Here is a 23,587-nt window from a genome sequence, read left to right on the forward strand (position 1 = left end):
TGTCTTCAGGAACGCCCATGTCCTCGCGCCCTGGTGCCGCGTGGCCCCTGGTGGCCGTGTTCACCGCCGGTTACCTCGCCTCCTACCTGCTCCCCACCATCGTCGGCCGGCTCAGCGCCCAACTGGGCCTGAGCCCCGCCCAGGCCGGCCTGGTCGGCAGCGCTCTGCTGCTCAGCTCGGCCGGCGCCGGCTTCTCCCTGGCGGGCCGGGTCGAGCGGTACGGGGCACGCACCCCCGCCCGCCTCGGACTGGTGCTCGCCGCCATCGGTTACGGGGGCGCCGCACTCGCCGCGTCCGTACCGCTGGTGGTGCTCGGCGTGGTCGTCGGCGGCTTCGGCTCCGGCACGGCGACAGCGGTCGCCGCGGCCGGGATCGCCGCCCGGCGCGACCCGCACCGGACGTCCTCGCTCGGGCTGCTCACCGTGTCCGCCACCGCGGGCGTCCTCTATCTGACGATCCCCCACCTGGGCGGCGGCCACCGGCTTCCGTTCGCCGCGATCGCCCTGGTCGCCCTGCTCGTCTGGCCCGCGACCGCCCGGCTCGGCGGTGCGACGACGGCGGAGGAGTCGGCCGCCCCGGTCACCGGCAGACTCCCGCACCGCCGCTCCGGGCTCGTCCTGGCGGGCGGCATGCTCGTCTGGTCGATGGCGCAGAACGCGCTGTGGGGTGTGAGCAGCCGCATCGGCGTGGTCCAGGTGGGGCTGTCCGAGGTCACCGTCGGCGCGGTGTTCGCCGCCGCGCTCGGCGCGGGGCTGCTCGGTGTGACGGGCGCGGGGATCCTCGGCGCGCGGCTCGGCCGGGCGGTGCCGATCGGGCTGGGGACCCTGGTCATCGCGGCGAGCATCGTGCTCAGCTCATCGGCCCGGGATCTCGGATCGTTCGCGACCGGCGAGATCGTGTGGAACACCTTCTACCCGGTGGTCCTCTCCTACCTCATCGGCCTTGCCGCCTCCCTGGACGCGCGCGGCCGCTGGGCGGTGCTGGCGGGCTCCGCCTCCTCCGTGGGGGTGGCCTGCGGTCCGCTGCTGGGCAGCGTGCTCTCCGCGGAGGCCGGCTATCCGGCGATGGGGCTGATCCTGGGGGCGGCCACCCTGCTGGTCGCCGCCCCGGTGACCGCCGTGGCGCTGCACACCGGCGGCCGCCCGCTGGTGCCCGGTTCGGTGCGTCGTCGCGGTGGCGCCCCGGCCGCCCTGCTCGCCGCCACCACCGGAAGCCTGCCCGGCGCGGTGCCGAAGCTCGGCTCACCCGAGCAGGCCGTCACGGAGCTGCGGGTGCCTGCCCTGCGGCGCAGGCGGCTGGTGCGCAGCGCGATCCGGACGGCCGGTCCGGACGGCGGTTCCGGTCAGTCGAACGCGTACGCCTCGACCTCGGACAGGTAGCGCGCCCTGCGCTCCTCGTCATGGTCGAGGAAGGCCGCCTCGAAGGAGTTGCGGGCCAGGGTGCGCAGCTGCTCCGGCTCCAGGGCGAGCGCGTCGCGGACGGCGTCGAAGTTGTCCCCGGCGTACCCGCCGAAGTAGGCGGGGTCGTCGGAGTTCACCGTGCAGTGGAGTCCGGCGGCCAGCATCGCCGGCAGCGGGTGGTCCGCGAGCGTGTCGACCGTGCGCAGCGTCACGTTCGACAGCGGGCAGAGCGTGAGCGGCACCCGGTCGGCGACCAGCCGCTCCACCAGCTCCGGGTCCTCCAGGCAGCGCAGTCCGTGGTCGATGCGTTCGACGCCGAGGACGTCCAGGGCCTCCCTGATGTACTCCGGCGGGCCCTCCTCGCCCGCGTGGGCCACCTTGCGCAGACCGAGGGCGGTGGCCGCCTCGTAGACCTCGCGGAACTTGGCGGGCGGGTGGCCGACCTCGGCGGAGTCCAGGCCGATCGCGCTGATCCGGTGCAGATACGGCTTCGCCGCGTCCAGGGTGCCGAGGGCCGATTCGGCGGACAGGTCGCGCAGGAAGCACATGATCAGCTGGGTGGAGACGCCGTGCTTCTCCTCGCTGCGCTCCAGCGCCCGGCCGATCCCCTCGATGACGGTGCCGATCGGGACGCCCCGGGCGGTGTGGGCCTGCGGGTCGAAGAAGATCTCGGCGTGCCGGACGCCCTGGGCGGCGGCGCGGGCGAGGTAGGCGTCGACGAGTTCGGCGAAGTCGTCCTCGGTGCGCAGGACGGCCATCAGCGCGTAGTACAGGTCGAGGAAGGACTGGAGGTCCTCGAACCGGTAGGCGGCGCGCAGTTCGTCGGTGGTGGCGTAGGGCAGGGCCACTCCGTTGCGCTCCGCGAGGGCGAAGGCCAGCTCGGGTTCGAGGGTTCCTTCGATGTGGAGGTGGAGTTCTGCCTTGGGGAGGTGCACGGTGTCTCGCAAACAGGGGGTGGGAGCGGATCAGGGGTGGTGGCGGGTGGGGACCGGGACCCGGATCAGGTCCTGGGCGACGGTGAGTTCGCCGTCGAACCCGGCGGCGCGGGCCTGGGTCTCGAAGAGCTCCGGGTCGCCGTAGCGCTGGGAGAAGTGGGTGAGCACGAGGTGGCGGACGCCCGACTCCTTCGCGACCCGGGCGGCCTGCCCGGCGGTCAGGTGCCCGTGGTCGACGGCCAGCTTCTCGTCCTCGTCGAGGAAGGTCGACTCGATGACGAGCATGTCGCAGCCCTCGGCGAGCGCGTACACCCCGTCGCAGAGCCGGGTGTCCATGACGAACGCGAACCGCTGCCCGCGCCGTTCCTCGGAGACCTGCTCCAGCGTGACGCCGCCGAGGACGCCGTCGCGCTGGAGGCGGCCCACGTCCGGTCCGGCGACGCCGTGATCCTTCAGCAGGGCGGGCAGCATGCGCCGGGTGTCGGGCTCGGTGAGGCGGTAGCCGTACGACTCGACGGGGTGCGAGAGCTTCGCGCTGTCCAGGGTGTACGCGGGGGTGGTGGCGAGGACTCCGCCGGTCCCGGCGACCGGTGCCTGGTTCAGCTCGACGGTCTCGCGGTAGGCGGTGGCATACCGCAGCCGGTCGAAGAAGTGCTGCCCGCTCGCCGGGTAGTGCGCGGTCACCGGGTGCGGCACCTGGTCGAGGTTGATCCGCTGGATCACCCCGGCGAGTCCGAGGGAGTGGTCGCCGTGGAAGTGGGTGACGCAGATCCGGTCGATGTCGTGCGCGGCGACCCCGGCCCGCAGCATCTGGCGCTGGGTGCCCTCGCCGGGGTCGAAGAGGATGCCCTCGCCGTCCCAGCGCAGCAGATAGCCGTTGTGGTTGCGGTGCCGGGTCGGGACCTGGCTGGCGGTGCCGAGCACCACCAGCTCGCGTACGGACATGGTCGGGGGCTTTCGTTATCCGGGGGGCCACTGGAGGCCGCGGCCGCCCAGGACGTGTGCGTGGGCGTGGAAGACGGTCTGGCCCGCGCCGGAGCCCGTGTTGAGGATGATCCGGTAGCCGCTGCCGTCGACCTTCTCCTCGGCGGCGACCTCCCCGGCCTCGCGCAGGACGTCCGCGGCGATGAGCGGTTCGGCGGCGGCGAGGGAGGCGCCGTCCGGGTAGTGGACCTTCGGGATGACCAGGACGTGGGTCGGGGCCTGCGGGTTGATGTCGCGGAAGGCGACGGTGGTCTCGCTCTCGCGGACGATGGTCGCCGGGATGTCTCCTGAGACGATCTTGCAGAACAGGCAGTCGGACTGCGGCTCTCCCGCCATGACGCCGGGCCTCCTCGTTCGCTGGTGATCGGTACAGGGGCATGCTATCCCCGGCCCCCGGGCCGGGTTCAGCCCCAGCGCCCCGTACGCCCCAGCAGCAGCGCGGTCGCGGCCGTTCCGGCGGTGGAGGTGCGCAGCACGCTGCGGCCGAGCCGGTAGGGGCGGGCGCCCGCCTCGGCGAAGGCGGCCAGCTCCTGCGGGGAGACGCCGCCTTCCGGTCCGACGACGAGCACGAGTCTGCCGGCGACGGGGAGTTCGGCGGTGGCGAGGGGGGTGCTGTCGTGGTCGCGGTCCTCGTGGAGGACCCCGGCGAAGTCGGCGGCGGCGAGCAGGACGGCGACCTGCTTGGTCGTCATGGCCTCGGCCACCTCGGGGAAGCGCACCCGGCGGGACTGCTTGCCCGCTTCCCGTGCCGTGCTGCGCCACTTCGACAGGGCTTTGGCTCCCCGGTCGCCCTTCCACTGGGTGATGCAGCGGGCCGCCTGCCAGGGCACGATCGCGTCGACGCCGGTCTCGGTCATCGTCTCGACCGCCAGCTCGCCCCGGTCGCCCTTGGGGAGCGCCTGGACGACGGTGATCCGCGGGGCGGGCGCGGGCTCCTCGTGGATGCTGTCGAGGCCGGTGACCGTGAGCCGGTCCTTGCCCTCGGCGGCACGCACGACGCCCTCCGCCCAGTGGCCGAGCCCGTCGGTGAGGACGATGTCCTCGCCGGGCTGAAGCCGCTTCACGGAGACGGCGTGCCGTCCTTCGGGTCCCTCCAGGACGAACTCCGGCCCGGCGGGCATCCGTTCGACGACGAAGACCGGTGCGGTCACCGGGGGCTCCTCATGCTCAGGGCCGACCGGGCGGCCTCCAGTTCGGCGGCGAGCAGCTCGATGAGCTCGCCCGCGGGCAGTTCCCGGGCCATCCGGTGGCCCTGTCCGGCCCACAGGGCCATGCCCTGGGCGTCCCCGGCCTTGGCGGCGGCCTGGCGCAGCCCGCTGGTGACGTAGTGGACCTGGGGGTAGGCGGCGGGGGCGTAGGGGCCGTGTTCGCGGACGAAGCGGTTGACCAGGCCGCGGGCGGGCCGCCCGGAGAAGGCACGGGTCAGCTCGGTGCGGACGAACAGCGGGTTGGTCAGGGCCTGCTTGTGCAGCAGGTGCGCCCCGGACTCGGGGCAGACCAGGAAGGCGGTGCCGAGCTGGGCGGCGTCCGCGCCCGCCGCGAGGACGGCGGCGATCTGCGCGCCGCGCATCAGGCCGCCGGTGGCGACGATCGGGATCTGCACGGTCTCGCGGACCTGGGTGATGAGGGAGAGCAGCCCGGTGCCGGTCTGGTCGAGCTGCGGGTCGTCGCGGTGGGTGGACTGGTGGCCGCCCGCCTCGACGCCCTGGACGCAGACGGTGTCGGCGCCCGCCCACTGGGCGCTCTGGGCCTCCTCGGCCGAGGTGACCGTGACGATGGTGTGCGTCCCGGCCCTGGCGAAGGCGTCCAGGGTGTCGCGGGTGGGGCAGCCGAAGGTGAAGGAGACGACCGGGACCGGGTCCTCCAGCAGGATCGCGACCTTCGCCTCGTAGCCGTCGTCGCCGCTGCTGTCCGGGTCGCCGAGCGGGGTCTCGTACCAGGCGGCCTCACCGGCGAGCTGGTGGCGGTAGACCTCGACGGCGCTGGGGTCGGCGAGCGCGGGCTGCGGCATGAAGAGGTTGACGCCGAACGGCCCGCCGGTGAGCCGGCGCAGCTGTTTGATCTCGTTGTACATCCCGTCCGCCGTTTTGTACCCGGCGGCCAGGAATCCGAGCCCGCCGGCTTCGGCGACGGCCCCGGCGAGCTGGGGTCCGGACGCGCCGCCCGCCATGGGGGCCTGCACGATCGGATACCGGCAGAGATCGGTCAACTCGGAGGACATGACCGCATCGTGCCACGTCCCGCCCAACGGGGCCGAATCAGCCAGCCGACGCCGTGACCGGTTCTACCGCCGTACGCCGCACCGCCCGCCGGTTCGGAACCGGCGGGCGGTGCGGTGAAAGGCGGAAAGCGGTTCAGCGGCCGTTGAACGCGTCCTTCAGCCGGGAGAAGAGCCCTTGCTGACCTGGCTGAAACTGGCCAAGGGGCCGCTCCTCGCCGCGCAGCTTGGACAGCTCCCGCAGCAGCCGCTCCTGTTCCGCGTCGAGCTTGGACGGGGTCATCACCTCGACGTGCACGATCAGGTCGCCCCGGCCGCCACCGCGCAGATGCGTGATGCCACGCCCGTGCAGGGGCACGGACTGGCCGGACTGGGTGCCGGGCCTGATGTCGATGTCCTCCAGGCCGTCCAGGGTCTCCAGCGGACACTTGGTGCCGAGGGCCGCGGCCGTCATGGGGACGGTGACCGTGCAGTGCAGATCGTCGCCGCGCCGCTGGAACACGGCGTGCGGCAGCTCGTGGATCTCCACGTACAGATCGCCGGGCGGGCCGCCGCCGGGGCCGACCTCGCCCTCGCCGGCCAACTGGATACGGGTGCCGTTGTCGACGCCCGCGGGGATCTTCACGGTCAGGGTGCGCCGCGAGCGGATGCGGCCGTCGCCGGCGCACTCCGGGCACGGGGTGGGCACGACCGTGCCGAAACCCTGGCACTGCGGGCAGGGCCGCGAGGTCATGACCTGGCCCAGGAAGGACCGGGTGACCTGCGAGACCTCGCCGCGGCCGCGACACATGTCACAGGTCTGGGCGGACGTGCCGGGGGCCGCGCCCTCGCCGCTGCAGGTGGTGCAGACGACGGCCGTGTCGACCTGGATGTCCTTGGTGGTGCCGAAGGCCGCCTCGTTGAGGTCGATCTCCAGCCGGATCATGGCGTCCTGGCCCCGGCGGGTCCGCGAACGGGGCCCGCGTTGCGCGGCGTTGCCGAAGAACGCGTCCATGATGTCGGAGAAGTTGCCGAAGCCGCCGGCTCCGAAACCGCCCGCGCCGCCACCGCCGCCGCCACTGGCGGAGAGGGGGTCGCCACCGAGGTCGTAGACCTGCTTCTTCTGCGGGTCCGAGAGCACCTCGTAAGCGGCGTTGATCTCCTTGAACCGCTCCTGGGTCTTCGGGTCCGGGTTGACATCCGGGTGCAGCTCGCGGGCGAGCCGACGGAATGCCTTCTTGATCTCGTCCTGAGATGCGTCGCGGCGCACGCCGAGTACGGCGTAGTAGTCCGTGGCCACTTACGACTCCGCCAGGATCTGTCCGACGTAACGTGCCACTGCGCGTACCGCTCCCATCGTTCCGGGGTAGTCCATGCGGGTCGGTCCGACCACGCCGAGTTTGGCGACTGCCTCGTCGCCCGAACCGTAGCCGACCGCGACGACGGATGTGGAGTTGAGCCCCTCGTGGGCGTTCTCGTGCCCGATCCGTACGGTCATGCCGGAGTCCGTGGCCTCACCGAGCAGCTTCAGCAGGACGACCTGTTCCTCCAGTGCTTCCAGCACCGGCCGGATCATCACCGGGAAGTCGTGTCCGAAGCGGGTGAGGTTGGAGGTGCCGCCGATCATCAGCCGCTCCTCCGTCTCCTCGACCAGTGTTTCGAGGAGGGTGGAAAGGACCGTGGAAACCGTCCCGCGGTCCTCGCTGTCGAAGGATTCCGGCAGCTCCTGCACCAGCTGCGGGACATCCGCGAAGCGGCGTCCGACGACCCGGCTGTTGAGCCGGGCCCGCAGATCCGCGAGCGATGCCTCGCCGAACGGCGCAGGGCAGTCGATCATACGCTGTTCGACCCGGCCGGTGTCCGTGATCAGGACGAGCATCAGCCGGGCGGGGGCGAGCGCCAGCAGTTCCACGTGCCGCACCGTCGAGCGGGTCAGCGAGGGGTACTGCACGACGGCGACCTGCCGGGTCAGCTGCGCGAGCAGCCGCACCGTCCGGCCGACCACGTCGTCGAGGTCGACCGCGCCGTCGAGGAAGTTCTGGATGGCCCGGCGCTCGGGCGAGGACAGCGGCTTGACGCCCGCGAGCTTGTCGACGAAGAGGCGGTACCCCTTGTCGGTCGGGATGCGTCCCGCGCTCGTGTGCGGCTGGGCGATGAAGCCCTCGTCCTCCAGCACCGCCATGTCGTTGCGGACGGTGGCCGGGGAGACCCCCAGCCGGTGCCGCTCGGTCAGCGCCTTGGAGCCGACGGGCTCCTCGGTGCCGACATAGTCCTGGACGATGGCGCGCAGCACTTCGAGTCTGCGTTCGCTGAGCATCGCGCACACCTCCAGCTGTGTCTCTCGGTGTCTGTCTGGCACTCGGTGCGTTCGAGTGCCAGCAATCCCCGCGGTCAGTGTACGGGGGTGGGGTGGGGCGGGGGCAAGGGCGACCGGCCACGCCTCCACGAGACCGCGCAGGTCGTTGCCGCTAGCGTCGTCGTATGGATGTCGCTTGGGAAGACTTCGGCTGGGAGCGGTTGGGCAACGGTATCGGCAGGCGGCGCCTCCCCGGGTGGGACGCCACCGCCGCGCTGGTCGCCGGGGCGGACGGCGCATTGCTGTACGACACCGGCGCCACGCTGCGCGAGGGCGTCGAGCTGCGGCGGCAGGCTGAGGCGCTGCTCGGGCGGAGGGTGACGCATATCGCACTGAGCCATCCGCACTTCGATCATGTGCTGGGCACCGCCGCGTTCGCCGGGGCCCAGGTGTACGGGGCGGTGGGCGTCGCGGCGCTGCTGCGCGGCGGGGCGGAGGGCCTGTGCGCCTCGGCGGTGCGCCACGGGGTGCCGGAGGGCGAGGCGGCCCGGTCGGCGGACACGCTGGTGGTCCCGCACCACGAGGTGTGCGGCGACTGGACGATCGACCTGGGCGGCGGCCGTCAGGTGCTGCTGGCGAACGTGGGCCCCGGGCACAGCGGCCATGACCTCGCGGCGCTGGTGCCGGGCACGGACGGCGGGCCTCCGGTGGTGTTCTGCGGTGATCTGGTCGAGGAGTCGGGCGAGCCGCAGGCGGGCCGGGACGCGATCACCTCGCGGTGGCCGGCCGCGCTGGACCGGCTGCTGGCGCTGGGCGGTGAGGGCGCGCTGTACGTGCCGGGGCACGGGGCGGTGGTGGACGCGGCGTTCGTGCGGGCGCAGCGGGCGTCGCTGGCGGAGCGGTTCGAGGTGGACCTCGCCGAGGGGTGACCAGCGGGACGCCCCGCTGGCCACATAGGAACGTTCCGGTGTGGTCACCGAGGGGCGTCCCGCCGGTCATGGCCGGGTCTCCGACGCCTGTCGGCGGTTCGGGCGAATATCGTCGTGCCATGCGCAGCTACCAGCCGGACCTGACCCCGCCGTGGAAGCGGTCCGCCCCCGTGCCCGAGGTGCCCGCCGAGCCCGATCTGGTCGTGGAGGAGGTCTCCACCGGCTTCTGCGGGGCGGTGATCCGCTGCGAGAAGACGGCCCAGGGGCCGACGGTGACCCTGGAGGACCGATTCGGCAAGCACCGGGTGTTCCCGATGGAGCCGCGCGGCTTCCTGCTGGAGGGCAAGGTCGTCACGCTGGTGCGCCCGGGACCCGGCGGTCCCGTGCGTCCCCTCCGTACGGCCTCCGGTTCGGTGGCGGTGCCCGGGGCACGGGCCCGGGTGGCGCGGGCCGGGCGGATCTATGTGGAGGGCCGGCACGACGCGGAGCTGGTGGAGCGGGTGTGGGGTGACGACCTGCGCATCGAGGGCGTGGTCGTGGAGTATCTGGAGGGGGTGGACGACCTGCCGGCGATCGTCGGGGAGTTCGCGCCGGGGCCGGACGCCCGGCTGGGGGTGCTGGTGGACCATCTGGTGCCCGGCTCCAAGGAGTCCCGGATCGCCGAGCGGGTGACCGGGGACCACGTGCTGGTGGTGGGGCACCCGTACATCGACGTGTGGGAGGCGGTGAAGCCGTCCTCGGTGGGGATCGACGCCTGGCCGGTGGTGCCGAGGGGGCAGGACTGGAAGACGGGCGTGTGCCGGGCGCTGGGGTGGCCCCAGAACACCGGGGCGGCCTGGCAGCACATCCTGTCCAAGGTCCGCAGCTACAAGGACCTTGAACCCCAACTGCTGGGCCGGGTGGAGGAATTGATCGACTTCGTCACCCTTCCGGACTGATGTCCTGGGCCTGATACCGGCCTGATACCGGCCCGTTGCGGGACTGTCGAAGAGGATCTCGTACCGATCCCTATGAATGCCTGCGTCCCACACGCACCATCGGTTATTGAGGTGGAGAAACGGGCAGGCGGTTCACGGGCCGAAGGGCTCACGGGGGAAGGGCGGGGACCGATGGCGCGCGAGGTCTGGCGGGACAGTGCGGACAACGAGGCGGCTTCGGCCGTCTTCCACCTGATACAGCAGCTGATCGACCGGTACCGGGTCAACCGGCCGGTGATGCCGCTCGTGGTGGTCCAGGCGGCGGACGCCGGGGCCGGGCCGGAGATCGACGCGCGGGTGGAGCAGCTCGTGCATCAGGTGCACCGGGCCAACGAGTTGCGCCGGGTGCCGGTGCGGCTGCTGGACGGCGAGGGGGCGACCCCGTACGAGGCGGCGCTCGACATGGTGCGCACGCTCTCCGAGAAACCGTGGGAGACCCGCGAGAACACCCAGTACAAGACCTTCGCCTTTCCCCGCTCCCGGCTGCTCGGTGCGATCGAGCAGGCCACCGCGACGGTGGTCGAGCAGTCCGACGGGAACACCTCCGAGGTGCGCGAGGAACGGATCCTGGAGCAGCTGAGCCGGCTGCGCTGGCGGTCCGGCCGGCCGCGCGGAGGCACCCGGTGGACCTCGCTGCGGCAGTCGGTGCGGCCCGAGACGTTCGTCGGCGCGCTCTTCATCGCCCTGCTCAGCGTGTTGCTCGGGGAGATCGACTGGCTGCTGACGGCCCTGGTGGCGGCCGTCGCGCTGGTCGGGCTCGCCGTGGTGGGCCTGGCGAGCCGGGCGGCGCCGCCGCTGCTGTGGCTGCGCCGGGCCAGCCGGTGGTTCGCCACCACCTCGTCCCTGGCCGCGTCGAGCACCGGCTATCCGTCGGACGGCTGGTCGTGGCTGTCGCCGAGCGGTTCGTGGCGGGTGATCCGGGCGCGGGCGGCGGCGGTCGCGGAGCGGGTGGCGGACGCGGGGGCGGGCGACGAGTACGCGCGCCAGTTCCATCTGGAGCTGCGGGTGCAGGCGCTGCTGGAGGATCTGCGGCACAACTACCGCCCGCACTCCCTGGACTGGCGGCGCAGCAAGCGCACGGTCCCGCCGGTGGTGTTCCTGCCCCGGGCGACCCAGGACAACGGCGGCATTCTGCTGATCAACGCGATCAACAGCGTACGGTCGCGGCGCAGCGAGGTGGATCCGCTGCTGCTGCTCGCCTCGCTCCAAGCCCCCGAGATCATGCGCCACACCCCGCCGCTGCCCCCGGAGCGGCCGGGTCCCGGTGCGCCGTCCGGTTCGTCCGGGGCGCGGGCCCGCTACGAGCGCTGGGTCGACGATCTGAGTCTGGGGCAGTCGCCGGTGGCGGCGGCGACCCTGGCGTGGGTGCTGCTGCTGCCGCTGTCCACCGAGAAGCTGACCCACGAGCACGCGCACGCGCAGCTCGTGACCCACCGGGTGCGGCGGACCTGGGCGTGGTGGGTGATGTCGCGGGCGAGCGTCGCCGTGCTCGTCGTGGGCAGTCTGCTGGGGGCGTTCCTGTGGGCCGGGAACTGGCGCGACACGTACTGCCACGGGCCGCTGACCGACCGCAACACGGACGCCATCTGGGACGGCGAGGGGGACCACCGGGAGTGCGTCGGGGTGGCGACCGCCCCCGAGGTGCTCTTCGCGCGGGGCAACGACCTGGAGCTGAACGGGGCCGGGAAGGGCATCACCTTCGAGCGGATCGAGCAGGCGATCCGGGACGAGAACGACGACATCGAGCCGGGCGACGCGTACGTGACGGTCGTCTACGCCGGTCCGCTCACCGCCACGGGCAAGGACCGGGAGGAGACCCGCAAGGGCCTGGAGGAGCTGACCGGCGTCTATCTCCAGCAGCGGGCGGTGAACAAGACGGTGCGCCGCTCGGTGAAGCTGCGGGTGCTGACCGCGAACGGCGGCGAGGACATGCTGCGGCAGCTCACCGCCGTGCGGAAGATCATCGAGGTGGCCCGGCGGGATCCGACGGTGGTCGGGGTGGTCGGTCTCGGCCGCAACACCGACGAGAGCGACAACGCGACGAAGCTGCTGCGCGAGGCCGGGCTGCCGGTGGTGAACACGACGAACTCCAGCAGCGACCTGCCCCGGGAGTTCCCCAACTACTTCGGCCTCGCGGCGACGGACGAGGAGCAGACGCATGTGCTGGGGCTGGTCGCCCGGCAGATCGCGAAGGACCTCGACCGCCCGCACGCGCTCGTGCTGTCGCGCGAGGACCGCAACGGGGACCTGGACCGGTACACCGCCGAGCAGCGGGACGCCGGCCGTCAGATGCTGGCGGACGCGGGCTTCGATCTGGGCAAGGACGTGCCGTACGACCTGGCGGGCGGGGCGAGCCTGAACGCCCCGCTGACGACCATCTGCCGGGCCGAGCGGGTCCCCGACGCGCTGTACTTCGCGGGGCGGGTCGAGGACGTACCGACGCTGATGCGGGGCCTGTCGGAGACCACCGGCTGCTCGGACCGGCGGATGACGGTGTTCACGGGGGACGACCTGACGAAGGGGACGTTCGACGACAGCACGTCGATCGCGGCCAACGTCACGCTCTACCACAGCTCGCTCGCCCCGCTGGACCGGGGAAAGAACCTCGGTTTCTACGGGGACGCGTACCGCACGCTGCGGGCGCTGCACCCCGAGGGGGAGATCACCGCGCTGGCGTCGGGGGGTCCGGCGTACGAGGACGGCCTGTTCGCCAGCGGGCAGACCGTCATCTCCTACAGCGCGACGGCGGCCCTGTACGACGCGGCGGCCCGCGGCGACCAGCGCCGGAGCGCGGCGGAGACCTGGGCGACACTGCACACGGTGGACCTGAACAACATGCCGACGGGGACGATCTCGTTCAGCCGGACAAGGTCCTCGGTCTCCGACAACGTGCACGGCCTCAACATCGTCAAGGTGGTCCGCCCCGGGCCGAGCGCCGAGCGGACCCTGGTCTGCGGCAAGCCGGCCGGGGTCGCGCCCCCGCTGACGGCGAAGGACTGCCGGCCGTGAGGCGCCCCGGCCGGGTCAGTCGACGAGGTCGCGGACGACGGCGTCGGCCAGGAGCCGCCCGCGCAGGGTGAGGACCGCGCGGCCCCTCCCGTACGGCTCCGGGTCCAGCAGCCCGTCGGTCAGGGCGCGGCGGGAGGCGGCGAGGCCGTCGGGTTTCAGGAGGGAGAGCGGGCAGCCCTCGCGCAGCCGGAGCTCCAGCAGGATGCGCTCGACCCGGCGGTCCTCCTGGCCGAGGATCTCGCGGCCCGCGCCGGGTGAGCGGCCCTCGGAGAGCGCCTGCGCGTACGCGCCGGGGTGCTTCACGTTCCACCAGCGGACCCCGCCGACGTGGCTGTGGGCGCCGGGGCCCGCGCCCCACCAGTCGGCGCCGCGCCAGTACAGCTCGTTGTGCAGGCAGCGGCCCGCCTCGGTGGTGGCCCAGTTGGAGACCTCGTACCAGTCGAAGCCGGCGGCGGCGAAGGCCTCGTCCGCGATGAGGTAGCGGTCGGCGTGCGCGTCGTCGTCGGTCATCGGGATCTCGCCGCGCCGGATGCGGCGGGCGAGCTGGGTGCCCTCCTCGACGATCAGGGCGTACGCGGAGACGTGGTCGGGTCCCGCGCCGATCGCGGCGTCCAGGGTGGCCCGCCAGTCGTCGTCGGACTCGCCGGGGGTGCCGTAGATCAGGTCGAGGTTGACGTGGTCGAAGCCCGCCGCCCGGGCCTCGGCGACACAGGCCTCGGGGCGGCCGGGGGTGTGCGTGCGGTCCAGGATCTTCAGGACGTGCTGCTTGGCGCTCTGCATGCCGAAGGAGACCCGGTTGAAGCCGCCCTCGCGGAGCGCGGCGAGGTAGGCCGGGTCGACGGACTCCGGATTGGCCTCGGTGGTGATCTCCGCGTCGTCCGCGAGCCCGAACTCCTCCCTGATCGCCGCCAGCATGCGCACGAGGTCGGCGGCGGGCAGCAGGGTGGGCGTGCCGCCGCCGACGAAGACCGTGCGCACGGGGCGGGGGTCGTCGCCGAGGACCTTGCGGGCCTGGCGGACCTCCTCGATCAGGTGGGCGGCGTAGTTGTCGCGGGAGGCCAGCGCCCCGCCGGAGCCGCGCAGCTCGGTTGCGGTGTAGGTGTTGAAGTCGCAGTAGCCGCAGCGGGTGGCGCAGTAGGGGACGTGCAGGTAGAAGCCGAGCGGGCGGTCGGCTGCGCCTTCCAGGGCGTGGCGGGGCAGCGCCCCGTCGTCGGGCACGGGCTCACCATCGGGCAGTACGGAAGGCATACCGACCATTGTCGCTCGCCGCGGGAGTTCCCCGGACCGGGTGGCTTCCCGGACCTGGTGGCTTCCCGGACCGGGTGGCTTCCCGGACCGGGTGGCTTCTCGCCCGCCGGCCCGTTCAGTCCGCGTGCAGGTCAGTCAGTCGAGGTCAGTCCGCGTGCGTGTCAGTCCGCGTGCAGGACCAGCAGGGCCACGTCGTCGTCCGGGGGCTGCTCGGCGAACTCGTGGACGGCCCGCCGGATGCGCTCGGCCGTCGCCTCGGCGGGCAGCCCGGCGCACCCGGCCAGCACCCGGGCCAGCCCGTCCCCGTCGTCGAACATCAGCGGGCCCGACCGGCGCTCGGTCACTCCGTCCGTGACGCAGAGCAGGGTGTCCCCGGGCGCGAGGTCGAAGCCCTGGCTCTCGTACGCCACGTCCTCGACGACCCCGAGCAGCACCTGGGGCTCGGCGGCCGGGCGTACGGAGCCGTCGGGACGCAGCAGCAGCGGCAGGGGGTGCCCGGCGCTGGCCACCGTGCAGCGGACCCCGCCGTCGGGGAGCGGCACGACCTCCCCGTACAGCAGGGAGAGGAACCGGGACTGGGTGCCGTCGTGGAGCTGCTGGCCCCCGGCGGCGGCGACCATCAGGGCGGCGGCCTCGGCTGCCTCCATGGCGTCGTCGAGGAGCAGCCGGTTCAGCCGGTCCAGGACCTCCCCGACGCCGAAGCCCTCCCGCGAGAGCAGTCGCAGCCAGGGGCGGGCCAGGCCGGTGACGACGGCGGCCTCGGGGCCGCTGCCCTGGACGTCGCCGAGGACGAAGCACCAGCGGTCGCCGGGGCACGGGAAGATGTCGTAGAAGTCACCGCCGACCACACCGTCGTCGCTGGGTTCGTAGACGAGGGCGCTGGTGACGCCGGGGATCTCGGCGACCTTGCTGGGGAGCAGGCCGCGCTGGAGGATCCGGCTGATGGTGGCCTGGCGGGTGTAGGCGCGGGCCGCGCCGACGGCGAGGCCGAGGCGGCGGACGAAGTCCTCGATCAGCGAGGCGACGGCCTCCGGCACCTGGGCGACACCCTCGCGGCCGACGAGGACGGTGCCGAGCGCCCGGCCGCCCGCGGTGATGCGGAAGGCGAGCGCGGCCCCGTCCCGGCCGCCGGGGTGCGGGGGCGGCGCGGGAGCGGCCTGCCGGTTCTCCCGGCCCTCCTCCCGGCCCTCCTCCCGGCCCTCCTCCCGGCCCTCCCCGTCCTCCTCCCGGTCCCCGTCCTCCTCCCGGTCCTCCTCGACGGGGTGGGCGGGCCAGGGCACGGGGACGGAGACGGGGCCGGAGCCGACGCCGGCCGGAAGGCGGAGGGGCTCCCGCTCCAGGACGGCGCGCAGGGGCTCCGTGCCGGTCTCGTCGCTGTGCCAGACGCGGGCGAGCCGGGGTTCGGCGGCCGGTCCCCCGCCCTCGGCCTCCAGCCAGATCGCGCACCAGTCCGCCAGCCGGGGCACCAGGAGCTGGCCCGCTATGGCGGCCACCAGGTCCTCGTCGAGCTGCCCGGCGAGCAGGTCGGAGGCCTCGGCGAGGAAGGCCGGGGCGCCCCGGCTGTCCCAGACCGCGTCGTCGCGCTCGGCGCGCCTGGCGGCGGGGGCGAGGATCTCGGCGGCGCGCAGGCCGCGTCGGAGGGCCTCCCCGTCGGGCGGGGCGAGCGGGGCGCTCCAGTCGTCGACGGGGAGGCGGGCCCAGACGGTCTTGAGGCCGGTGCGGTAGGTGATGCCCCAGGAGTCGGCGAGGGTGGCGACGAGCTGGAGTCCACGGCCGTACTCGGCGGGATCGGGCAGCTCCCCGGGACGCACCCCGGCCGGTCCGGGGTCCGCGCCGGGCTCGTCGCCGCTCACCGGGCGGGCCGGGTGGTGGTCGGTGACCTCCAGGACGAGGGCGGCGGACGGCTCCTCGCCGCCCTCCTCCTCCAGCCTGAGCACCAGGTCGACGGTGGTCCCGGCGTGCACCACGGCGTTGGTGACCAGCTCGTTGGTGACGGTCACGGCGTCGTCGGCCAGCCGGTCGCTGAAGCCCACGGCCGCGGGCACCCCAATCCCGGTCCACTCCGCGAGCGCGGCCCGCACGAACCGGCGGGCGGCGGACGGGGCGAGCGGTATCCCGGGCAGACTGGTGCGGCTGGCCAGGCGCGGGCCGTGCGCGTGCCCGGCACGGGTGGTGCCGGGACGCTGCACAGTGTCCCGCTGCAAGGGAATGGGCGCCACGGTGCGGCTCCTACGGTCCGACGACACCGACAGAGTGACAGACCGGCCGCATCCATAAGCACCGAGTTACCGAAGTGGGCAGAAAATCGAGCGGATTCGAACGCAACGCTTCGGAAAACGCGCACCGCGGGGGCCAGAGCCGGATCGAAGGGGTGGGGAAGACCTCCGCCGGCCGGATTCACGCCGCGTCGGCAGCGGTGTCAGCGGTGTCAGCGGTGTCAGCGGAGGACGGAGCCGCCTTTCGTCTGCGGTACACCACCACCCCGCACACCGCGAGCAGGAGCACCGCCACGGCGGACACCCCGAAGACCGTCCGCTCGGCGAAGAGCCTTCCCAGGACCTCCAGCACGCCGAGTCCCGCGGTCGCGTAGATCAGCGCCCAGGCCGCTCCGCCCACGAACAGCGCGGGGAGGTAACGCGGCAACGGCATGCGCATGCTGCCCGCGAGGAAGTTGACGGCGGTCTGGAACCCGACCGTCAGGAAGGAGACGGCCACCACCGGCGCGCCCCACCGCTGGATGGCGCGCTCGGCGCGCCGGAACTTCGCCGAGGAGGTCAGCCCGGCGAACCTGCCGCGCCGGGCGCCGGCTCCTGCGAGCCACCCGACGGCGAACGTCCCTCCGGCGCGGAGCAGGACGATGACGTACAGGGCCCCGGCCGCGAGCGCGATCCTATTCACAGTGCCCCACCTCGCGCGCAGGCCCGAAGCCCGCGTTCTTCGTCATCCGTGTGAGCGGTCCCGCCCCGCCGGGCGCACGACGCGCGCGAGTCCGGTCGCCGTCTCTCACCTGCGCCCTGCCCGTGTCCGTTCGGTCCGCCGGGTCTTCACCTGCGGTGCCGGAACCCGGCCCCGCACACCCCGGGCCCCCACCAAGAAAGGCCAGCCTAACCGAACGCACACCCTGCGGCGCGGGGCGGTGGACGCCGTCCGCCGGGTGAAATACTTACCACTCGGTCGGGATTTATCGTCAGCATGAGTGTACGTTCGTACGCTCCGGGGTTAGGGTCCTCCGCATGACCGTCGACATCGAGGCACGTCCTCCCCGCTCCGGGCGGAACGCGCGGACCGCTGTAGCCGTCCTGTTCTTCACCAACGGAGCCGTGTTCGCCAACCTGCTGCCGAGGTATCCGCAGATCAAGGACGATCTGGCGATCGGCAACGGCGCCTACGGACTGGCGGTCGCCGCGTTCCCGGCGGGCGCCATCGCGGCCGGCCTCGCGGCAGGGGTGCTCATCCGCCGCGTGGGCTCGGCGCAGGTCGCGGCCGTCGGCACCCTGCTGACGGCGATGGGGATCCTGGCCGCCGGCCTCGCCCCGTCGCCTGCGCTGTTCGCGGGCGCCTTGTTCCTGGCCGGAGCCATGGACGCACTGACGGATGTCGCGCAGAACGCGCACGGTCTACGGGTGCAGCGGCTCTACGGACGCTCCATCCTGAACTCGTTCCACGCGATCTGGTCCATCGGCGCCGTCACCGGAGGGCTGATGGCCGCCGGAGCGATGTCGCTGGGCCTGTCGCTCGGCGTCCACCTCACGATCTCGGCGATCGTCCTCGCTCTCGCCGCCATGACCGCATGGCGCTTCTGCCTGCCCGGCCCGGACAACGAACCGGAGGAGGCCGGTCCGGAACGGCGGAGCGCCGAGGGAGCGGTCAGCGCCTCGCGCGTCGGGTACGTGCTGGCGGCACTCGTTCTGATCGCCACGGCCGGCACGCTCGTCGAGGACGCGGGAAACTCCTGGGCCGCCCTCTACCTGACGGACTCCCTGCACACCTCCGCGGCGCTCGCCGCCTGGGGCTTCATCGCCCTGGTGGGCGCCCAGTTCATCGGGCGCATCATCGGGGACCGCCTCGTCGACCGTTTCGGTCAGCGTGCCGTGGCCCGGACCGGCGGTCTGATCACCGCGGTCGGCATGGGGTTCGCCCTGGCGGTGCCGACGCTGCCCGGCACCATTCTGGGCTTCGCCCTGGCAGGGTTCGGGGTGGCGACCCTGGTGCCCGCGGCGATGCACGAAGCCGACGCCCTGCCCGGCCTCAAACCCGGATCGGGTCTGACGATCGTCTCCTGGCTCATGCGCCTGGGCTTCCTGCTGTCCCCTCCGGTCGTCGGTTACGTCGCCGACGCGACCAGCCTGCGCACCGGCCTGCTGGTGATCCCCTGCGCCGGGCTGCTGGTGGTGGTGCTCGCCAAGGTCCTGCGAGGCCGGCGCGAGTGAACCCGGCACGGACCTACGAGGCCGACGCGAGTGACGTCGGCGCGGACCTGCGAGGCCGACGCGAGTGACGTCGGCGCGGCTGACCTCGACCACCGCGGCGAACGACCGGCGCTGCACGCCCGGCGACGTCCGCGATGCGCCACTCCCGGCCGGGCGGGACGACCAGAACGGGGCGGCCGGACACCTGGGTGTCCTGCCGCCCCGCCGGTGCCCGTCCGGGGCCGAGCCCCCGGACGGCCGCCATGAGGGGCCCGCGCCTCGCGCCGGCCGCGTAACTCAGGCCTCGCGCGAGCCCGCGTACATCTCGTCGATGAGCCCCCGGTACTCCCGCTCGACGACCGGGCGCTTCAGCTTGAGGCTGGGGGTCAGCTCGCCGTGCTCGACGTCCAGGTCGCGCGGCAGGAGGCGGAACTTCTTGATGGTCTGCCAGCGCTGGAGGCCTTCGTTGAGGCGCTTGACGTACCCGTCGATCAGCTCCACGGTCTGCGGGGCGGCGACGACCTCCGCGTACGACTTGCCCTCCATGCCGTTCTCGGCGGCCCAGCCGAGGAGGGTGGGGCCGTCGAGCGCGATGAGCGCGGTGCAGAAGTTACGGTCCGCGCCGTGCACCAGGATGTTGGAGACGAACGGGCAGACCGCCTTGAACTGGCCCTCGACCTCCGCCGGGGCGACGTACTTGCCGCCGGACGTCTTGATCAGGTCCTTCTTTCGGTCGGTGATGCGCAGATAGCCGTCGACCGACAGCTCGCCGATGTCCCCGGTGTGGATCCAGCCGTCCGACTCCAGGACCTCTTCGGTCTTGTCGGGCAGGTTGTGGTAGCCCTCCATGACACCGGGGCCGCGCAGCAGGATCTCGCCGTCGTCGGCGATGCGCACCTCGGTGCCGGGGAGCGGCTTGCCGACGGTACCGGTGCGGTAGGCCTCGCCCGGGTTGACGAAGGAGGCGGCGCTGGTCTCGGTGAGGCCGTAGCCCTCCAGGATGTGGACGCCGGCGCCCGCGAAGAAGTAGCCGATGTCCGGGGCGAGGGCGGCGGAACCGGAGACGCAGGCGCGCAGCCGGCCTCCGAAGGCCTCCCGGATCTTGGAGAAGACGAGGGCGTCGGCGACCTTGTGCTTGGCGCCGAGCGCGAAGGGGACGGACGCCTTGCCGGTGCGGCGGAAGTTGTCCTGCGAGACCTTGGCGTACTCGCGGGCGACACCGGCGGCCCACTGGAAGATCTTGTACTTGGCTCCGCCGCCCGCGCGGGCCTTGGAGGCGACCCCGTTGTAGACCTTCTCGAAGATCCGGGGCACGGCGGCCATGTACGTCGGCTGGACGACCGGCAGGTTCTCGATGATCTTGTCGATACGGCCGTCGACGGCGGTGACGTGGCCGACCTCGATCTGCCCCGAGGTGAGGACCTTGCCGAAGACGTGGGCCAGCGGCAGCCAGAGGTACTGCACGTCGTCGGCGTTGATCAACCCGGTCGAGACGGTGGCCTTGGCCATGTACGACCAGTTGTCGTGCGGCAGCCGTACGCCCTTGGGGCGGCCGGTGGTGCCCGAGGTGTAGATGAGGGTGGCGAGTTGGTCGGCGGTGATCGCGGCGACCCGCTCGGTGACCGCGTCCGGGGTCTTGGCGAGGAGCTCGGCGCCCTGGGCCTCCAGCTCGGCGAGGGTGATGATCCAGCCCTCGGGGTCGTCATCGGCGGGCTCGACGCCGGCCGGGTCGATGACCACGACATGGGCGAGGTTCGGCAGGTCCGCGCGGGTCTCCCGGGCCTTGGCCAGCTGCTCGGCGTTCTCCGCGATGAGGATCCGGCTCTCGGAGTCGGCCAGGATGAAGGCGGACTCCTCGGCGTTCGTGGACGGGTAGATGGTGGTCGTCGCGGCGCCCGCGCACATCACCCCGAGGTCGATGAGGATCCATTCCACCCGGGTGGCCGAGGAGAGGGCGACCCGCTCCTCCGGCCGCACGCCGAGGGCGATCAGCCCGGCGGCGATCGCGTAGACCCGCTCCGAGGCCTGGCCCCAGCTCAGCGACTTCCAGTCGTCGGGACCCGTGCCCGAGGCCGACGGCACCGGATAGCGGTACGCCTCCCCGTCCGGGGTCGCCGCCACGCGGTCGATGAAGAGGGCCGCCACGGAGGGCGGCCGGTTATCGATCAAGGTCTGTGTGTCGCTCACGACGTCCTCCGGGCCTGCGGCATTGCTACGACCGGCTTCTTTGATACGGCGACTGGCTGCTGTGGTCCTACTGCCTACCGCCTACTGCTCTCGTGCTGCTGCGCAACCTGCTTGTTCGGTCTTGTTTAACTGACCAGTAACCATCGAGTCGTGATCAGAGTAGAGCGCGCGTGTCCGCCACGTAAGAGGCAACGGACGCCAGCTTTCATAACGAAAGGACCCCCACGCCGGTACTGGCGCATGGGGGTCCTGGAGAGCGGAGCGAGAGCGGACTACTTCTTGCCCTTGCTCTCACCCGCGGACTCGTCGGTCGACAGGACGGAGATGAAGGCGTCCTGCGGAACCTCCACGTTGCCGACCATCTTCATCCGCTTCTTGCCCTCCTTCTGCTTCTCCAGCAGCTTCCGCTTACGGGAGATGTCACCGCCGTAGCACTTGGCGAGGACGTCCTTGCGGATGGCGCGGACGGTCTCCCGGGCGATGACCCGGGCGCCGATGGCCGCCTGGATCGGCACCTCGAAGTTCTGCCGGGGGATGAGCTTCTGCAGCTTGGCGACGAGCCGTACGCCGTACGCGTACGCCTTGTCCTTGTGGGTGACCGCGGAGAACGCGTCCACCTTGTCGCCGTGCAGCAGGATGTCGACCTTGACGAGCTGGGCCGACTGCTCGCCGGTGGGCTCGTAGTCGAGGGAGGCGTAACCCCGGGTCTTGGACTTCAGCTGGTCGAAGAAGTCGAAGACGATCTCGGCCAAGGGCAGCGTGTAGCGGATCTCGACCCGGTCCTCGGAGAGGTAGTCCATGCCGAGCAGGGTGCCGCGCCGGTTCTGGCACAGCTCCATGATCGCGCCGATGAACTCGCTCGGGGCCAGCACCGTGGCGCGGACGACCGGCTCGTGCACCTTGTCGATCTTGCCCTCGGGGAACTCGCTCGGGTTGGTGACGACGTGCTCGGTGCCGTCCTCCATCTCGACGCGGTAGACCACGTTGGGGGCCGTGGCGATCAGATCGAGGCCGAACTCGCGCTCCAGCCGCTCACGGACCACGTCCAGGTGGAGCAGGCCGAGGAAGCCGACGCGGAAACCGAAGCCGAGCGCGGCGGAGGTCTCCGGCTCGTAGACCAGGGCGGCGTCGTTGAGCTGGAGCTTGTCCAGCGCCTCGCGCAGGTCCGGGTAGTCCGAGCCGTCCAGCGGGTACAGCCCGGAGAACACCATCGGCTTGGGCTCCTTGTAGCCGCCCAGCGCCTCGGTCGCCCCGTTGTGCAGCGAGGTGATCGTGTCACCGACCTTGGACTGCCGGACGTCCTTCACACCGGTGATGATGTAGCCGACCTCGCCCACACCGATGCCGTCGGCCGGGGTCATCTCGGGGGACGACACCCCGATCTCCAGCAGCTCGTGGGTGGCGCCGGTCGACATCATCCGGATGCGCTCGCGCTTGTTGAGCTGGCCGTCGATGACACGGACGTAGGTGACGACACCGCGGTACGCGTCGTAGACCGAGTCGAAGATCATCGCGCGGGCGGGGGCGTCCGCGACGCCGACCGGGGCCGGCACGTCCCGCACGACCCGGTCGAGCAGCGCGTCCACGCCGACGCCGGTCTTCGCGGAGACCTTGAGCACGTCCTCGGGCTGGCAGCCGATGAGGTTGGCCAGCTCCTCGGAGAACTTCTCCGGCTGCGCGGCGGGGAGGTCGATCTTGTTGAGCACCGGGACGATGGTGAGGTCGTTCTCCATCGCGAGATAGAGGTTGGCCAGCGTCTGGGCCTCGATGCCCTGCGCGGCGTCGACCAGCAGGACCGTGCCCTCGCAGGCCGCGAGCGAACGGGAGACCTCGTAGGTGAAGTCCACGTGGCCCGGGGTGTCGATCATGTTGAGGACATGGGTGGTGCCCGTGTCCTCACCCGTGTTGGGGGCCCAGGGCAGCCGGACCGCCTGGGACTTGATGGTGATGCCGCGCTCGCGCTCGATGTCCATCCGGTCGAGGTACTGAGCACGCATCTGCCGCTGGTCGACCACTCCGGTCAGCTGAAGCATCCGGTCGGCGAGGGTCGACTTGCCGTGGTCGATGTGCGCGATGATGCAGAAATTGCGGATCAGCGCCGGGTCGGTACGGCTCGGCTCGGGCACGTTGGAAGGAGTCGCGGGCACGCAGGGTCCTGATTCTTGAGACGCCGAACGCCGTGTCTCGGGTCGATGTCGGGTCGGTCGGATCGATACGTAGGCTCCATCGTCCCACGCCTGCGGGACAGCGACCGGTTTGGGCCGGTCGGAGGGTGACTGCTACCGTGGACAGCTGTGCCTCGTGGCTCTCACGAGCGGCGCGGCTCACCTGGAAGATCCAACGAACCTGAAAAGGCTCTATTCGTGGCGAACATCAAGTCCCAGATCAAGCGGAACAAGACCAACGAGAAGGCGCGCCTGCGCAACAAGGCCGTCAAGTCGTCGCTCAAGACCGCGATCCGCAAGGCCCGCGAGGCCGCCGTTGCCGGTGACGTCGAGAAGGCCACCACGGCCGTCCGCGACGCTTCCCGTCAGCTCGACAAGGCTGTCTCGAAGGGTGTCATCCACAAGAACGCCGCCGCCAACAAGAAGTCGGCGCTGGCGTCCAAGGTTGCCTCCCTGCAGGCCTGAGCTTCTTCCCGAAGCTCACTGATGTGACCGCCGGAACGGACCAGACGGGCCCTCTCTCCCGCCCCTGACCGGCACCCCGCGCCGCACACCGAACCTGCGTTCGCCACGCGGGTGCGGCGCACCCAGAGTGTTACCCGGAAGCCCCGGTCCCCGATCTCCCCAGATCGAGGACCGGGGCTTCCGCGCGTACAGTCACACCCGGCCTACGATGCCGAGGCAACCCCAGCCCGGTCCGGGGCCCACCCAGCCCGTCCGGAGGCCCACCCAGCCCGTCCGGGGGCACACCCAGCCCGTCCGGGACACACCCAGCCCATCCGGAGGCACACCCAACCCATCCGGGGGCACACCCAAGGCGCCCGGAGGCCCGCCCAGCCCGTCCGGGGGCA

The 23,587-nt window shown here is 72.2% G+C and carries 18 protein-coding genes; 6 read left to right on the forward strand and 12 right to left on the reverse strand.

Features of this window, described 5'->3' with window-relative positions; all coding sequences use genetic code 11:
* The first annotated feature begins 17 nt into the window (after positions 1-17).
* Positions 18-1,379, forward strand: coding sequence for an MFS transporter (locus ACIQRW_RS18560; RefSeq protein WP_403761237.1), 1,362 nt, complete (start codon positions 18-20; stop codon positions 1,377-1,379).
* On the opposite strand, the gene ACIQRW_RS18565 is transcribed toward ACIQRW_RS18560, so the two are convergent.
* The 7 genes from ACIQRW_RS18565 to hrcA all read right to left on the reverse strand — a co-directional run bounded on the left by ACIQRW_RS18565 (position 1,343) and on the right by hrcA (position 7,833).
* Positions 1,343-2,335 (reverse strand): adenosine deaminase, encoded by a 993-nt coding sequence (locus ACIQRW_RS18565; protein ID WP_403761240.1) that lies wholly within the window; start codon positions 2,333-2,335, stop codon positions 1,343-1,345. The genes ACIQRW_RS18560 and ACIQRW_RS18565 overlap by 37 nt on opposite strands.
* Before the next feature lie 30 nt (positions 2,336-2,365).
* On the reverse strand, positions 2,366-3,280 hold the full coding sequence (locus ACIQRW_RS18570) for a ribonuclease Z (protein WP_403761243.1): 915 nt from the start codon (positions 3,278-3,280) through the stop codon (positions 2,366-2,368).
* A 15-nt stretch (positions 3,281-3,295) separates the two neighbouring features.
* Positions 3,296-3,655 carry a histidine triad nucleotide-binding protein gene (locus tag ACIQRW_RS18575; protein WP_403761245.1) on the reverse strand — a complete coding sequence of 120 codons (360 nt, stop codon included), beginning with the start codon at positions 3,653-3,655 and terminating at the stop codon, positions 3,296-3,298.
* Between the two features lie 68 nt (positions 3,656-3,723).
* Complete coding sequence (locus tag ACIQRW_RS18580; protein ID WP_403761247.1) at positions 3,724-4,470, reverse strand: 16S rRNA (uracil(1498)-N(3))-methyltransferase; 747 nt, start codon at positions 4,468-4,470, stop codon at positions 3,724-3,726.
* Positions 4,467-5,540: a nitronate monooxygenase gene (locus tag ACIQRW_RS18585; protein ID WP_403761250.1), complete on the reverse strand. Its 1,074-nt coding sequence runs from the start codon at positions 5,538-5,540 to the stop codon at positions 4,467-4,469. Before ACIQRW_RS18585 ends, ACIQRW_RS18580 begins: the two co-directional genes overlap by 4 nt.
* Before the next feature lie 133 nt (positions 5,541-5,673).
* Positions 5,674-6,816 (reverse strand): molecular chaperone DnaJ, encoded by a 1,143-nt coding sequence (dnaJ, locus tag ACIQRW_RS18590; protein ID WP_403761253.1) that lies wholly within the window; start codon positions 6,814-6,816, stop codon positions 5,674-5,676.
* On the reverse strand, positions 6,817-7,833 hold the full coding sequence (gene hrcA, locus ACIQRW_RS18595; protein ID WP_018961217.1) for a heat-inducible transcriptional repressor HrcA: 1,017 nt from the start codon (positions 7,831-7,833) through the stop codon (positions 6,817-6,819).
* Between the two features lie 164 nt (positions 7,834-7,997).
* Here hrcA and ACIQRW_RS18600 point away from each other — a divergent pair, with 164 nt between their 5' ends.
* The 3 genes from ACIQRW_RS18600 (at position 7,998) to ACIQRW_RS18610 (ending at position 12,727) form a co-directional block, all read left to right on the forward strand.
* Positions 7,998-8,741: an MBL fold metallo-hydrolase gene (locus ACIQRW_RS18600; protein ID WP_403761255.1), complete on the forward strand. Its 744-nt coding sequence runs from the start codon at positions 7,998-8,000 to the stop codon at positions 8,739-8,741.
* A gap of 119 nt (positions 8,742-8,860) precedes the next feature.
* On the forward strand, positions 8,861-9,679 hold the full coding sequence (locus tag ACIQRW_RS18605; RefSeq protein WP_403761258.1) for a DUF3097 domain-containing protein: 819 nt from the start codon (positions 8,861-8,863) through the stop codon (positions 9,677-9,679).
* 171 nt (positions 9,680-9,850) lie between these two features.
* Entirely contained in the window at positions 9,851-12,727 is a 2,877-nt protein-coding gene (locus ACIQRW_RS18610; protein WP_403761260.1) for an ABC transporter substrate-binding protein, read from the forward strand.
* Positions 12,728-12,742: 15 nt separating this feature from the next.
* On the opposite strand, the gene hemW is transcribed toward ACIQRW_RS18610, so the two are convergent.
* The 3 genes from hemW to ACIQRW_RS18625 form a co-directional block, all read right to left on the reverse strand.
* Positions 12,743-13,984 (reverse strand): radical SAM family heme chaperone HemW, encoded by a 1,242-nt coding sequence (gene hemW, locus ACIQRW_RS18615; RefSeq protein ID WP_403761263.1) that lies wholly within the window; start codon positions 13,982-13,984, stop codon positions 12,743-12,745.
* 152 nt (positions 13,985-14,136) lie between these two features.
* Positions 14,137-16,194, reverse strand: coding sequence for a SpoIIE family protein phosphatase (locus ACIQRW_RS18620; RefSeq protein WP_403761265.1), 2,058 nt, complete (start codon positions 16,192-16,194; stop codon positions 14,137-14,139).
* Between the two features lie 178 nt (positions 16,195-16,372).
* On the reverse strand, positions 16,373-16,873 hold the full coding sequence (locus ACIQRW_RS18625) for a DedA family protein (protein WP_403761268.1): 501 nt from the start codon (positions 16,871-16,873) through the stop codon (positions 16,373-16,375).
* A gap of 335 nt (positions 16,874-17,208) precedes the next feature.
* On the opposite strand from ACIQRW_RS18625, the gene ACIQRW_RS18630 reads away from it, so the two are divergent.
* Positions 17,209-18,405, forward strand: coding sequence for an MFS transporter (locus ACIQRW_RS18630; protein ID WP_403761271.1), 1,197 nt, complete (start codon positions 17,209-17,211; stop codon positions 18,403-18,405).
* Between the two features lie 276 nt (positions 18,406-18,681).
* On the opposite strand, the gene ACIQRW_RS18635 is transcribed toward ACIQRW_RS18630, so the two are convergent.
* Positions 18,682-20,571: an AMP-dependent synthetase/ligase gene (locus ACIQRW_RS18635; RefSeq protein WP_403761274.1), complete on the reverse strand. Its 1,890-nt coding sequence runs from the start codon at positions 20,569-20,571 to the stop codon at positions 18,682-18,684.
* 272 nt (positions 20,572-20,843) lie between these two features.
* Complete coding sequence (lepA, locus tag ACIQRW_RS18640) at positions 20,844-22,718, reverse strand: translation elongation factor 4 (RefSeq protein ID WP_026291097.1); 1,875 nt, start codon at positions 22,716-22,718, stop codon at positions 20,844-20,846.
* A 216-nt stretch (positions 22,719-22,934) separates the two neighbouring features.
* Between lepA and rpsT the strand changes: the two genes are divergently transcribed.
* A complete protein-coding gene (gene rpsT / locus ACIQRW_RS18645; protein WP_097866786.1) occupies positions 22,935-23,201 on the forward strand; it encodes a 30S ribosomal protein S20 in 267 nt (88 codons plus the stop codon).
* Positions 23,202-23,587: the final 386 nt, after the last annotated feature.

Source organism: Streptomyces sp. NPDC091287 (genome assembly GCF_044768525.1).
Taxonomy (GTDB): domain Bacteria; phylum Actinomycetota; class Actinomycetes; order Streptomycetales; family Streptomycetaceae; genus Streptomyces.

What these genes read in the sequence shown, in the direction of transcription:
- ACIQRW_RS18560 (WP_403761237.1), top strand. Translation starts at nt 18, where the DNA reads ATGTCCTCGCGCCCTGGTGCCGCGTGGCCCCTGGTGGCCGTGTTCACC.
- ACIQRW_RS18570 (WP_403761243.1), bottom strand. Translation starts at nt 3,280, where the DNA reads ATGTCCGTACGCGAGCTGGTGGTGCTCGGCACCGCCAGCCAGGTCCCG.
- ACIQRW_RS18575 (WP_403761245.1), bottom strand. Translation starts at nt 3,655, where the DNA reads ATGGCGGGAGAGCCGCAGTCCGACTGCCTGTTCTGCAAGATCGTCTCA.
- ACIQRW_RS18585 (WP_403761250.1), bottom strand. Translation starts at nt 5,540, where the DNA reads ATGTCCTCCGAGTTGACCGATCTCTGCCGGTATCCGATCGTGCAGGCC.
- hrcA (WP_018961217.1), bottom strand. Translation starts at nt 7,833, where the DNA reads ATGCTCAGCGAACGCAGACTCGAAGTGCTGCGCGCCATCGTCCAGGAC.
- ACIQRW_RS18600 (WP_403761255.1), top strand. Translation starts at nt 7,998, where the DNA reads ATGGATGTCGCTTGGGAAGACTTCGGCTGGGAGCGGTTGGGCAACGGT.
- ACIQRW_RS18605 (WP_403761258.1), top strand. Translation starts at nt 8,861, where the DNA reads ATGCGCAGCTACCAGCCGGACCTGACCCCGCCGTGGAAGCGGTCCGCC.
- ACIQRW_RS18610 (WP_403761260.1), top strand. Translation starts at nt 9,851, where the DNA reads ATGGCGCGCGAGGTCTGGCGGGACAGTGCGGACAACGAGGCGGCTTCG.
- hemW (WP_403761263.1), bottom strand. Translation starts at nt 13,984, where the DNA reads ATGGTCGGTATGCCTTCCGTACTGCCCGATGGTGAGCCCGTGCCCGAC.
- ACIQRW_RS18630 (WP_403761271.1), top strand. Translation starts at nt 17,209, where the DNA reads ATGACCGTCGACATCGAGGCACGTCCTCCCCGCTCCGGGCGGAACGCG.